Here is a 12,738-nt window from a genome sequence, read left to right on the forward strand (position 1 = left end):
CTGGAGATGGTCACCGACGAGGAGCGCGACTACATGTGGGCCGAGTACGCCAAGGACCCCCGCATGCGCGCCAACATCGGCATCCGCCGCCGCCTCGCGCCCCTGCTGGACAACGACCGGAACCAGATCGAGCTGTTCACGGCCCTGCTGCTGTCCCTGCCGGGCTCGCCGATCATCTACTACGGCGACGAGATCGGCATGGGCGACAACATCTGGCTCGGCGACCGCGACGCGGTGCGCACCCCGATGCAGTGGACCCCGGACCGCAACGCCGGGTTCTCGTCCTGCGACCCGGGCCGCCTGTTCCTGCCGACGATCATGGACCCGGTCTACGGCTACCAGGTGACGAACGTCGAGGCGTCCATGGCCTCGCCGTCCTCGCTGCTGCACTGGACCCGCCGCATGATCGAGATCCGCAAGCAGAACGCGGCGTTCGGCCTGGGCTCGTACACCGAACTGCCCTCCTCCAACCCGGCGGTCCTCGCCTTCCTGCGGGAGTACGAGGACGACCTGGTGCTGTGCGTGCACAACTTCTCCCGTTTCGCCCAGCCCACGGAGCTCGACCTGAGCGCCTTCCAGGGGCGGCATCCGGTCGAGCTGTTCGGCGGGGTCCGCTTCCCCGCCATCGGTGAACTGCCGTACCTGCTCACCCTCGCGGGCCACGGCTTCTACTGGTTCCGGCTGCGCAAGGAGGCCGTGTAGCGCCCGGTGACGCCGGTCCACCGCAGGTCCGCCACCGAGCCGCCACGAGTCGCCGCCGGACCACCACCGGGCCGCCGCCGGACCACCACCGGGCCGCCGCCGGACCACCACCGGGCCGGCTCGACCGGACCGGCTCGACCGGACCGGCTCGACCGGACCGGCTCGTTCGGACCGGTCCGGTCCCCAGGCCCCCGGGCGGAGCGGTTTCCCCCGCCCCGCCCGGGGCACGCAACAGTGACACCCCGACCACCCCCCGGGGAAAGGACACGACGCCATGTCGGAAGCCGCCACCCCTCTCGTCACCGCTTCGCCCGGCCTCCTCGCGTCACTGGACCCCCTGTTGCGGGAGTGGCTGCCGCGGCAGCGGTGGTTCGCGGGCAAGGGGCGCCCGGTCACCGGGTTCTCGCCGGTCGCGGCCACCGAGCTGCTCCCCGCCGACGCCAGGCTCGGCCTGTACCACCTGATCGTGCGCGCCCATCAGCCGCTCGTACCGGCCCCGGGCGCCCCGCCGCACCCGGGCGACTGCTACCAGCTGCTCATAGGCGTGCGCGAGGTGCTGCCGCCCCGGCTGGCGCCCGCGCTGATCGGCCACGTCGCCCAGGGCCCGCTGGCCGGGCACACGGTCTACGACGCCCTGTACGACGCCCGCCCCGCCGAGGTGCTCCTGGAGGCGCTGCGCACCCGGGACCGCGTCGGCCCGCTCCGCTTCGAGCGGGACCGGAGCCAGGAGATACGGTCCGGCCTGGTCCCGCGCCTGATGACCGCCGAGCAGTCCAACTCGTCGGTCGTCTACGGAGATACGTTCATCCTGAAGCTGCTGCGCCGGATCCTGCCCGGCGTCAACCCCGACCTGGAGCTGCCGCTGGCGCTGGCCCGCGAGGGCTGCCCGCGGGTGCCGGCGCCCACGGCGTGGATGGCGGCGCACCTGGACGGGCAGCCGTGGGTCCTGGGTGTCCTCCAGCCCTACGTGCAGGGCGCCACCGACGGCTGGGAGCTGGCGCTGCGCGAGCTGGCCAAGGGGGAGGACTTCGCGGCCGAGGCGCGGGCGCTGGGGCGGGCCACCGCCGAGGTGCACACCGCGCTGGCCCGGGCGCTGCCGCCCGTCACCCTCGGCCACAGCGCCCTGGAACAGCTCGTCGGCGGCATGCTCGCGCGGCTGGAGGAGGCCGTGCACGCGGTGCCGGCGCTGCGGCCGTACGCGCCCGGACTGCGGTCGGCGTTCACCGCGCTGGGCGGCCTGGCCGCCGAGGGCCGCACCTGGACCGCGCAGCGGGTCCACGGCGACCTGCATCTGGGCCAGTGCCTGCGCTCCCCGGACGGGGAGTGGTCCCTGATCGACTTCGAGGGCGAACCGGCCAGGCCGCTCGCCGAGCGGCGGATGCCGCAGCCGCCGGTGCGGGACATCGCCGGAATGCTCCGCTCCTTCGACTACGCGGCGCACTCGGCCGACGCCCCGGTGCCGGGGTGGGCCGAGACCTGCCGGGCCGCGTACTGCACCGGGTACGCGGAGGTCGCCGGCCGGGACCCGCGCACCGACCCCGTGCTGCTGCGCGCCTACGAGACGGACAAGGCGGTCTACGAGGTCGTCTACGAGGCGCGGCACCGCCCCGGCTGGCTCCCGGTGCCCCTGTCGGCGGTGCGGCGCCTGGCCGTCGCCGATCCCACCCGATCCCCCTGACCCGACCTTCGCCGAGGAGGCTCCGCCCGTGACCCCCCGTGACCCGTCCACCGGTTCGCACCCGAAGAAGACGGCCGAGGAAGCCGGCGCCGAGCAGCCGCCGGCCGCGCGGCCGGCGCAGAAGAAGAGCGCCGCGCAGAAGGCGGCGAAGAGCACGAAGACCGCGCAGGGCACGAAGAGCGCGAAGACCGTGAAGAACACCGAGGCCGTGAAGAACACCGAGGCCGTGGAGAACGCGGAGGCCGTGGAGAACGCGGAGGCCGCGAAGAACACGGAGAGCGCGCGGAAGGCGGTGCTGCCTGGGCAGGCCGCGCAGAAGACCACCGGAAAGGCCGGGAAACCCGCGAAGAAGACCACGGCGAAGACCGGGGCGAAGAAGGCGGTCCCGGCCCAGAAGGCGGCCCCGGCCCGCAAGGCCGCCACCCGGAAGACCACCGCCCGGCAGGAAGCCGCCGCGCGGAAGACGCCCGCCGCGGCGGGCACGGCCCCGAGGCCGAGGCCGCCCGAGCCGGTGGAGGCCGCCGTCTCCCCCGCCCTGGACGCGGGCGACCGGGAGCGGCTGCTCCACGGCACGCACCACGACCCGCACGCCGTCCTGGGCGCCCACCCGGTGCCCGGCGGGATCGCCGTCCGCGCGTTCCGGCCGTACGCCCGGTCGGTGACCGTCGTCGCAGACGGCCTGCGGGCCGAGCTGCACGACGACGGCGACGGCTTCTTCTCGGGGCTGCTGCCCCTGGCCGAGGTCCCCGCCTACCGGCTCCTCGTCGCCTACGCGGAGACCGTCCAGGAGACCGAGGACGCCTACCGCTTCCTGCCCACCCTCGGCGACTTCGACCTGCACCTGATCGGCGAGGGCCGGCACGAGCAGCTGTGGCGGGTGCTGGGCGCGCACCCGATGACCCACCAGGGCGTGACCGGCACCCGCTTCGCGGTGTGGGCGCCGAACGCGCGCGGGGTGCGGGTGGCCGGCGGCTTCAACTTCTGGGACGGCACCGGCTTCCCGATGCGCTCCCTGGGCTCCTCCGGCGTGTGGGAGCTGTTCGTGCCCGGCATCGGCGAGGGCGAGCTGTACAAGTTCGAGATCACGCGGCCGGACGGTTCGAAGACGCTGCGCGCCGATCCGCTGGCCCGCCGCACCGAGGTTCCGCCGGCCACCTCCTCCGTCGTCCACGCCTCGCACTACGAGTGGGGCGACGCGGAGTGGCTCGCCCGCCGCGCCGACCGCCCGGCGCACGAGGCGCCCCTGTCGGTGTACGAGGTCCACCTCCCCTCCTGGCGGCCGGGGCTGTCCTACCGTCAGCTCGCCGAGGAGCTCCCCGCGTACGTCAAGGACCTCGGCTTCACCCACGTCGAGCTGATGCCGGTCGCCGAGCACCCCTTCGGCGGCTCGTGGGGCTACCAGGTCACCGGTTTCTACGCGCCCACGGCCCGTCTCGGCACCCCCGACGACTTCAAGTTCCTGGTCGACTCCCTGCACCGGGCCGGCATCGGCGTCCTGATGGACTGGGTGCCGGCCCACTTCCCGCGCGACGACTGGGCGCTGGCCGAGTTCGACGGCCGTCCGCTGTACGAGCACGAGGATCCGCTGCGCTCGGCGCACCCCGACTGGGGCACGCTGGAGTTCGACTTCGGCCGCCGCGAGGTGCGCAACTTCCTGGTGGCGAACGCCGTGTACTGGTGCGAGGAGTTCCACATCGACGGCCTGCGCGTGGACGCCGTCGCCTCGATGCTCTACCTGGACTACTCGCGCGAGCCCGGCCAGTGGAGGCCCAACGAGCACGGCGGCCGGGAGAACCTGGACGCGGTGGCCTTCCTCCAGGAGATGAACGCGACCGTCTACCGGCGGTGCCCCGGCGTGGTGACGATCGCGGAGGAGTCGACGGCCTGGGACGGCGTCACCCGCGCCACCCACCACCAGGGCCCGAGCGGCTTCGGCGGCCTCGGCTTCGGGCTGAAGTGGAACATGGGCTGGATGCACGACTCGCTCCAGTACATGAGCCACGAGCCGGTGCACCGCAAGTACCACCACCACGAGATGACCTTCTCGATGGTGTACGCCTACAGCGAGAACTACGTCCTGCCGATCTCCCACGACGAGGTCGTCCACGGCAAGCGGTCCCTGGTGTCGAAGATGCCGGGCGACTGGTGGCAGCAGCGCGCCGACCACCGCGCCTACCTCGGCTTCATGTGGGCCCACCCCGGCAAGCAGCTGCTGTTCATGGGGCAGGAGTTCGCCCAGGGCGCCGAGTGGTCCGAGGCCCACGGCCCCGACTGGTGGCTGCTGGACCCGGAGTACGGGGCCGAGGCCGACCACCGGGGCGTGCGGGACCTGGTGCGCGACCTCAACGCCGTCTACCGCGCCACCCCGGCGCTGTGGCAGCGGGACACGCACCCGTCCGGCTTCGCGTGGGTGGCCGGGGACGCCGCCGAGGACAATGTCTTCGCGTTCCTGCGCTTCGACGCGGAGGGCGCGCCGCTGCTGGCGGTGTCCCACTTCTCCCCCGTGGTCCGCCACGACTACCGCCTCGGCGTCCCCGACGACGTCCCCGCCTGGCACGAGGTCCTCAACACCGACGATGCCCGCTACGGCGGCAGCGGCGTCACCCACCCCCACCCGGTCAAGCCGGAACCCCAGGGGTGGCACGGCCGCCCGGCGAGCATCCGGCTGACCCTGCCACCCCTGGCGACGGTCTGGCTGCGCCCGGCCTAGCGGTCCCCGGCGCCTTCGAGCCGCCGGGCCGCGTCGGCGAGTGCCCTCGGCAGCGGCTCGGTGTGCAGTACGCCGAGGCGCTGGGTGGCGCGGGTCAGGGCCACGTACAGGTCGCTGGTGCCGTAGCGGCCGGGTTCGACGACCAGGACGGAGTCGAACTCCAGGCCCTTGGACTGGCGCGGGTCGAGCAGGACGACGGTCCGCGTCAGGTCGGGCTCGGCGCCGGCCGTCACGCCGTCCAGGCGGGCCGCGAGCGCGCGGTGCAGCTCGCGCGGGGCGATGACGGCGAGGCGGCCCTCGTCCGGGGTGAGTTCGGCGACCGCCTCGGCGACGGCGGCCGGGAGGTCTGCGGTGGCGCGGATCCAGGGGCGTACGCCGGTGGAGCGGACCGAGCTCGGCGGCTCGAAGCCGGGGTGCTCGGCGCGGACCACGGCCGCCGCCAGGTCCATGATCTCGGCGGGGGTGCGGTAGTTGACGCCGAGGCGGGTGTGCTCCCAGCGGTCCTCGACGTAGGGGTGGAGGATCTTGTCCCAGGAGCCGACGCCGGCCGCCTCCGCGGTCTGCGCCGGGTCGCCGACCAGCGTCATCGAGCGGGTCGGGCAGCGGCGCATCAGCAGCCGCCAGGCCATCGGGGACAGCTCCTGCGCCTCGTCGACGATGATGTGCCCGAACGCCCAGGTGCGGTCGGCCGCGGCGCGCTCGGCGGCGCTGCGGTGGTCGTCCTCCTCCTGGCGCTCGGCGAACCGCTCCGCGTCGATGATGTCGTGCGCGGAGAGCACCTCGGCGGCCTCCGGGTCGCTCTCCTCCTTGTCCTCGAACTCGAACGTCCGGGAGGCGTACGACACGTCCAGCACGCCCTGCGCGTAGGCGATCTGCTCTTCGCGCTCGCGTTCGGCGCGGGCGCGGGCCGTGCGGTCGTCCTCGCCGAGCAGTTCGGCGGCCTCGTCCAGCAGCGGCACGTCCGCCGTGGTCCAGGCGCGGGTGACCGGGCGGCGGATCGCGTCGGCGTCCTCGGCGGGGAGGAACTCCTCGGGCGCGGCGAGGAAGTCCGCGACGAGCCGCTGCGGGGTCAGGACCGGCCACAACCGGTCGATGGCGGACCAGACCTCGGGGTTCTCGGCGAGTTCGTCGCGGATCTGGGTGATGTCGCTCGCGTCGAGGAGGCTGGTGCCGTCGTAGGGGTCGGTGCCGACGCGCTCGGCGTACAGCTCGGTGAGGGTGTTGAGGAGGTGGCCCTCGAAGTGCTCGCGGGCCACGTTGTGCGGCAGCTTCGCGGCCCGGGTGCGTTCGCGGGCGACGTTCACCAGGCCGTCGTCGAGCAGGAGGACCTCGCGGTCGTGCTCGATCGCGATGACCGGGTCGGGCAGCGCCTGCCGGCTGCGCACGACCTCGGCGAGGACGTCCGCCATGCCGGCGCGGCCCTTGACGGCGGCGGCCTCGGGCGTGTCCGCGGCCGTCGCCTTCACCCCGGGGAACAGCTCGCCGACGGTGGCGAGGAGGACGCCGGTCTCGCCGAGGGAGGGCAGCACCTCGCCGATGTAGCCGAGGAAGGCGGGGTTGGGGCCGACGATGAGGACGGCGCGCTTGGCGAGCAGTTCCCGGTGCTCGTAGAGCAGGTACGCCGCCCGGTGCAGGGCGACGGCCGTCTTGCCGGTGCCGGGGCCGCCCTCGACGACGAGCACGCCGCGGTGCGGGGCGCGGATGATGCGGTCCTGGTCGGCCTGGATGGTCCGCACGATGTCGCCCATGCGGCCGGTGCGCGCGGAGTTCAGCGCGGCGAGCAGCACGGCGTCGCCGGAGGGGTCCTCGTGGCCGGTGCGGGTCTGGTCGCCGAGGTCGAGGATCTCGTCGTGCAGGGCGGTGACCGTGCGGCCCTCGGTGGCGATGTGCCGGCGGCGGCGCAGGCCCATCGGGGTGTGGCCGGTGGCCAGGTAGAAGGGGCGGGCGACGTCGGCGCGCCAGTCGATGAGGACCGGGGTGTGCTCGGCGTCGTCGGCGCGCAGCCCGATGCGGCCGATGTGGTGGGTCTGCCCGGAGGTGAGGTCGATGCGGCCGAAGCACAGCGAGCCGTCGACCGCGTTCAGCGCGGCGAGCAGCCCGGAGCGCTCGGCGACGAGGATGTCCCGCTCCAGCCTGGCCTGCATGGGCGTGCTGCCCTGGGCGAGGGCGTCCGTGACGGAGGCCTCGGCGTCGCCGCGCAGGGCGTCCACGCGCGCGTACAGCCCGTCGACGAATTCCTGCTCCTGCCTCAATTCATCGTCCGGAAATTCGGTGTTTGACAATTCCACTCCCGCCCGGATATACTGTGCTCACTGGACTTCTTTTGCGACCCATTCGACTGGAATCGCGAAAGATTGAATATACGCAAAGAAATCCCCCGGGCGCAATTGCCCGGGGGATTTCTTCGTCCGCGGAGCCGACCGCGGTTCCGGTTCAGACGACGTCCGCCAGCTCCTGGAGCAGCCGCCGCTTGGCCCGGGCGCCCACCATGGACTTCACCGGCTCACCGTCGCGGAAGACCATGAACGTCGGCATCGACAGCACCTTGTAGGCGTTGGTGGTGCCCGGATTCTCGTCGACGTTGAGCTGGACCACGCGGAGCCGGTCCGCCTCCTCCTCGGCCAGGGCGGCCAGCACCGGCGCCATCTGCCGGCAGGGCGGGCACCAGTCGGCCGTGAACTCCACCAGCACCGGCAGCTCCGCCCCGATCACCTCCGCCGCGAAACTCTCGTCCGTCACCTCGGTCACGCCGTTCGCCTTGCTCATCGCCCTCACCCTCCCAGTTCGCACACCGGCTCCGGACCCCCCGGAACCCGCGACTCGGCCGCCAGCTCGTCCCGCGCCGACTCCGCCCGCGCCAGCTGCGCCGCCACCGTCGCCCGCACGCCCCGCAACTCGCCGATCAGCGCGTCCAGCTCCGCCAGCTTGCGCCGGTACACCGCGAGCGACGCCGGGCAGGAGTCGCCCTCCGGATGCCCGGCGCGCAGGCACTCCACGAAGGGCCGGGTCTCCTCCAGCTCGAACCCGAAGTCCCGCAGCGTCCTGATCTGCTCCAGCAGCCGCAGGTCGCGCTCGTCGTAGGTCCGGTGCCCCTTGTCGTCCCGCCGCGCGGACAGCAGCCCGCGCGCCTCGTAGTACCGCAGCGTGCGCGTCGTGGTCCCGGCGCGTGCGGCGAGCTCACCGATTCGCATGCGGACGAACGTAGCCCTTGACGCCGACGTCAAGGCAAGGGCGGCTCCGGCCCGCCCACCGGTGGTGCCGCCCGCGCCTCGGCACCACCGGTACCACCGCACCACCGGTACCACCGCACCACCGGTACCACGGCACCGTCGGCGCGGTCCGGGCACGAAGGTGCCGCCCGGTCCTTCCGTGGAGCGCGGAGGGACCAGGCGGCAGGGGAACCGGGCGGCGGGGGGGACCGCCCGGGTGGGGGGAGGAATCTCAGGTCTTGGCCAGTTCCTTCTCGCCGCCCGGCTCGGACGCCTCGGCGCGGGCGTCCCCGTGGGCATCGTCCAGGAGGGTCTTCTCGTCGAAGGGGACCCGCCCGGCGAGGACCTCCGCGACCCGCTCCTTGTCGATCTCCTTGGTCCAGGTGCCGACCAGGACGGTGGCGACGGCGTTGCCCGCGAAGTTGGTCAGGGCGCGGGCCTCGCTCATGAAGCGGTCGATGCCGACGATCAGGCCGATGCCGTCCACCAGGGCGGGCTTGTGCGACTGGAGGCCGCCGGCCAGGGTCGCCAGGCCCGCGCCGGTGACACCGGCGGCGCCCTTGGAGGCGACCAGCAGGAACAGCAGCAGCGGGATCTGCTCGCCGACCGACATCGGGGTGCCCATGGCGTCGGCGATGAACAGCGAGGCCATGGTCATGTAGATCATGGTGCCGTCGAGGTTGAAGGAGTAGCCGGTCGGGACGGTGATGCCGACCACCGGCTTGCTGACGCCCAGGTGCTCCATCTTGGCGATCAGGCGCGGCAGCGCCGACTCCGACGAGGACGTGGACAGGATCAGCAGGAACTCGCGGCCCAGGTACTTGAAGAGCGAGAAGGCGTTGACGCCGGAGACGATCCGCAGCAGCGCGCCGAGCACCACGAAGACGAACAGCACGCAGGTGACGTAGAAGCCGAGCATCAGCACGGCGAGGCTCTTGAGCGCGTCGACGCCGGCGGAGCCGGTGACGGCGGCCATGGCGCCGAACGCGCCGACGGGGGCGGCCCACATCACCATCGCCAGGACGCGGAAGACCAGCCGCTGGATGTGCTCGACGCCGCGCAGGACGGGCTGCCCGGCCGGGCCCATCGCCTGGAGCGCGAAGCCGCACAGCAGGGCGACCAGCAGGGTCTGGAGCACCTCGCCGCCGGTGAAGGCGGACACGATGGTGGTCGGGATGATGCCGAGCAGGAACTCGGTGGTGTCCTTGGCCTCGGCGTCGACCTGCGCGTGGCCCGTCTCCTTGACGGCGTCGGTGATCGCCAGCCCGGTGCCGGGCTCCAGGATGTTGCCGACGACCAGGCCGATGGCGAGCGCCACCAGCGACATCACCAGGAAGTAGACCAGGGCGATCCCGCCGACGGCGCCGACCTTGGCGGCCTTGCGCACCGACCCGATGCCCAGCACGATCGTGCAGAAGATGATCGGCGAGATCATCATCTTGATCAGGTTGACGAACCCGGTGCCGATCGGCTTCAGCCCGACCGCGAAGTCGGGCGCGGCCAGCCCCACGGCGATGCCGAGGGCGACCGCGACGATCACCGCGATGTAGAGATAGTGCGTGCGGTCCCGCTTGGTCTTCGGCGCGGCAGGTGCCGTATCGGCTGCGCTGGTCACGGCGGCCCTCCTTGACGACGTCGTCGGTGTCACCGGCGTGCGGCTCACGTCCGGGCATCGGGGGTTCCGGGAGTCCGGGCAGGTGAGGGCCCGGGTCCGGGGATCGCCGTGACTATCTCCCGCCGTGTGAGTGCGGTCACCCTTGCGTTCATTTAGTTCACCGATCAGCCAAGAGGCAGACTGACGGCATGCGCCTGACCGTCCCCCGACCCCGCAGCCTGGCCGGACAGCTCTTCGCCATGCAGGCCGTACTGATCGCCGTGGTCGTCGCCGGGTACGCGCTGTTCTCCTACGTCAGCGACCGGGCGCAGGCCGAGGACGCGGCCGGGCGGCAGGCCACGGCGGTGGCCCGGGCCATCGCCGACTCCCCCTCCGTACGGGAGGCGATCCGCACCCCCGACCCGACGGCGGCCCTCCAGCCGTACGCGCTCCAGGTCATGCGCGACACCGGCGTCGACTTCGTGACGATCATGAACCCGCGGGGCATCCGCTGGACCCACCCCGACACCGGGCAGATCGGGCGCCCCTTCCGCGGCCACATCGGGCCCGCGCTGGAGGGCGGCACCTTCACCGAGACCTACACGGGCACGCTCGGCCCCTCGGTCCGGGCGGTCACGCCCGTCCGGGACGGCGGCCGGGTCGTCGGCCTGGTCAGCGCCGGCATCAAGGTGGAGGAGATCAGCAAGCGGGTGCGGGACCAGCTCACCGCGCTGCTCGGCGTCGCCGCCGGGGTCCTCGCGCTCGGCGCGGTCGGCACCTACGTCGTCAACGCCCGGCTGCGCCGCCACACCCACGGCATGAACGCCACCGAGCTCAGCCGGATGCACGACTACCACCAGGCCGCCCTGCACGCGGTGCGCGAGGGGCTGCTGATGCTGGACGGGCGGTACCGGGTGGCGCTGATCAACGACGGCGGCCGGGAGCTGCTGGGGCTGACCGGCGAGGTGGTGGGCCGGCCGGTCGCGGACCTGGGCCTGCCCGCCCGGCTGACCGGGGCGCTGCTGTCCTCCGAGCCGCGCGTGGACGAGGTGCACCTGACGGCGGACCGGGTGGTGGCCGTGAACACCTCCCCGGTCTCGGGCGGCGAGCGCCGCGGCACGATAGTGACCCTCCGGGACGTGACCGAACTCCAGTCGCTCATGGGCGAGCTGGACTCCGAGCGCGGCTTCACCCAGGCGCTGCGGGCGCAGGCGCACGAGGCCGCGAACCGGCTGCACACGGTGGTGTCGCTGATCGAGCTGGGCCGCGCGGAGGAGGCCGTGGAGTTCGCGACGGCCGAACTGGAGCTGGCGCAGGCGCTGACCGACCAGGTGGTCGCGGCGGTGAGCGAGCCGGTGCTCGCCGCGCTGCTGCTGGGCAAGACGGCCCAGGCCAACGAGCGGGGCGTGGAGCTGGTGGTGTCGCCGGACAGCCGCCTGGACGACGGGCTGCTGCCGCCGTCCCTGCCCGCCCGGGACCTGGTCACCATCCTCGGCAACCTGATCGACAACGCCGTGGACGCGGCGCAGGGCAGCGTACGGGCCCGGGTCACGGTCACCGCGTACACGCGGGCCGGCTCGGAGCTGATCCTGCGGGTCGCCGACTCGGGCCCCGGCGTCGACCCGGCCCACGCGGAGGTCGTCTTCCAGCGGGGCTTCACGACCAAGCCCGCCGGGCCCGGCGGACGCGGCCGCGGACTCGGCCTGGCCCTGGTCCGGCAGGCGGTGCACCGGCACGAAGGCACCCTGTCGGTGGCGGAGTCCGCCGACGGCGGCGCCGAGTTCGAGGTGCGGCTGCCGCTGCGGGTGGGCGCGGTGACGGGAGGCGAGGCGTGAGCGAGCGGACCGGCCCCATCCGCGTCCTGGTCGTCGAGGACGACCCGGTCGCCGCGGACGCGCACGTGATGTACGTCGGCCGGGTGCCGGGTTTCGTCGCCGTCGGCAAGGCCCACACGGGCACGGAGGCCCGGCGGGCGCTGGAACGGACGCGGGTGGATCTGCTGTTGCTGGACCTGCACCTGCCGGACGGGCACGGCTTGCAGCTGGCCCGGTCACTGCGGGCCGCCGGGTACCACGCCGACGTGATCGCGGTGACGTCGGCGCGGGATCTCGCGGTGGTGCGGGAAGGAGTGTCGCTGGGGGTCGTCCAGTACGTCCTGAAACCGTTCACCTTCGCGACGCTGCGGGACCGGCTGGTCCGGTACGCCGAGTTCCGCGCGGCGGCGGGCGAGGCGAGCGGGCAGGACGAGGTGGACCGGGCCCTGGCGACGTTGCGTGCGCCGGGGCCCGCGGCGCTGCCGAAGGGGTTGAGCGGGCCGACGCTGGAGCGGGTGACCGGGGCGGTGCGGGAGGCCGAGGACGGGCTCACGGCGGCGGGGGTGGCCGAGGCGGTGGGGATCTCCCGGATCACGGCCCGGCGCTATCTGGAGCATCTGGTGGAGGCGGGGAGGGCCGAGCGGAAGCCGGTGTATGGGCAGGTGGGGAGGCCGGAGTTGGTGTACCGGTGGGTTCGGGGAGGCGTGGAGCGGGGGCGTTAGGGGGTGGGCTCGGCCTCGTCGGGTTCGGCGGCCCAGGTGCGGGCTTGGGCGGCTCGGTCCGGCTCATTGGCGCGGGTGAAGGCGTCGGCGGACTGGAGCCAGCAGGCTCGGGCGTCGGCGGGGCGGTCAGCGTCCTCGTGGGCGCGGGCCAGGTTTTCGAGGGTCTTGCCCGCCCCGTACCAGTCCTCGAACTCCCGGCGGATCTGCAGGGCCTTGCCGTACGCCTCGATCGCCTCTTCCACCCGACCCGCCACCCGCAGGGCGCTGCCGAGGTTGTTCCACGCCCCGGCCTCGCGGTGGCGGTCCCCG

At 73.4% G+C, this 12,738-nt stretch carries 10 protein-coding genes; 5 read left to right on the forward strand and 5 right to left on the reverse strand.

Going from position 1 to position 12,738, the window contains the following annotated elements; genetic code table 11:
• The 3 genes from ABZ340_RS23955 to glgB all read left to right on the forward strand — a co-directional run.
• Window positions 1-702: alpha-glucosidase C-terminal domain-containing protein (locus ABZ340_RS23955; RefSeq protein WP_358783858.1), on the forward strand; the 702-nt coding region annotated here is incomplete at its 5' end.
• A 274-nt stretch (window positions 703-976) separates the two neighbouring features.
• Complete coding sequence (locus ABZ340_RS23960; RefSeq protein WP_358783859.1) at window positions 977-2,380, forward strand: maltokinase; 1,404 nt, start codon at window positions 977-979, stop codon at window positions 2,378-2,380.
• A gap of 28 nt (window positions 2,381-2,408) precedes the next feature.
• Window positions 2,409-5,090 (forward strand): 1,4-alpha-glucan branching enzyme, encoded by a 2,682-nt coding sequence (gene glgB, locus ABZ340_RS23965; RefSeq protein WP_358783860.1) that lies wholly within the window; start codon window positions 2,409-2,411, stop codon window positions 5,088-5,090.
• On the opposite strand, the gene ABZ340_RS23970 is transcribed toward glgB, so the two are convergent.
• The 4 genes from ABZ340_RS23970 to ABZ340_RS23985 form a co-directional block, all read right to left on the reverse strand.
• Window positions 5,087-7,342 (reverse strand): ATP-dependent DNA helicase, encoded by a 2,256-nt coding sequence (locus ABZ340_RS23970; protein ID WP_358783861.1) that lies wholly within the window; start codon window positions 7,340-7,342, stop codon window positions 5,087-5,089. The two genes, glgB and ABZ340_RS23970, sit on opposite strands and share 4 nt — an antisense overlap.
• Window positions 7,343-7,523: 181 nt before the next feature.
• Window positions 7,524-7,838, reverse strand: a complete 315-nt coding sequence (gene trxA / locus ABZ340_RS23975; protein ID WP_358783921.1) for a thioredoxin — start codon at window positions 7,836-7,838, stop codon at window positions 7,524-7,526.
• A gap of 23 nt (window positions 7,839-7,861) precedes the next feature.
• Window positions 7,862-8,281, reverse strand: coding sequence for a MerR family transcriptional regulator (locus ABZ340_RS23980; RefSeq protein ID WP_358783862.1), 420 nt, complete (start codon window positions 8,279-8,281; stop codon window positions 7,862-7,864).
• Window positions 8,282-8,531: 250 nt separating this feature from the next.
• Window positions 8,532-9,914: a cation:dicarboxylase symporter family transporter gene (locus tag ABZ340_RS23985; RefSeq protein WP_358783863.1), complete on the reverse strand. Its 1,383-nt coding sequence runs from the start codon at window positions 9,912-9,914 to the stop codon at window positions 8,532-8,534.
• Window positions 9,915-10,102: 188 nt separating this feature from the next.
• Here ABZ340_RS23985 and ABZ340_RS23990 point away from each other — a divergent pair, with 188 nt between their 5' ends.
• Together ABZ340_RS23990 and ABZ340_RS23995 are read left to right on the forward strand one after the other, a co-directional pair.
• Window positions 10,103-11,728: a sensor histidine kinase gene (locus ABZ340_RS23990; protein WP_358783864.1), complete on the forward strand. Its 1,626-nt coding sequence runs from the start codon at window positions 10,103-10,105 to the stop codon at window positions 11,726-11,728.
• Window positions 11,725-12,429 carry a response regulator gene (locus ABZ340_RS23995; RefSeq protein WP_358783865.1) on the forward strand — a complete coding sequence of 235 codons (705 nt, stop codon included), beginning with the start codon at window positions 11,725-11,727 and terminating at the stop codon, window positions 12,427-12,429. Before ABZ340_RS23990 ends, ABZ340_RS23995 begins: the two co-directional genes overlap by 4 nt.
• Here the strand turns inward: ABZ340_RS23995 and ABZ340_RS24000 are convergent.
• Window positions 12,426-12,738 (reverse strand): tetratricopeptide repeat protein (locus tag ABZ340_RS24000; protein WP_358783866.1); only part of this gene is annotated, 313 nt, incomplete at its 5' end. The genes ABZ340_RS23995 and ABZ340_RS24000 overlap by 4 nt on opposite strands.

Origin of the sequence: Streptomyces sp. NPDC006134 (assembly GCF_040628835.1) — a bacterium.
Classification (GTDB): Bacteria; Actinomycetota; Actinomycetes; order Streptomycetales; family Streptomycetaceae; genus Streptomyces.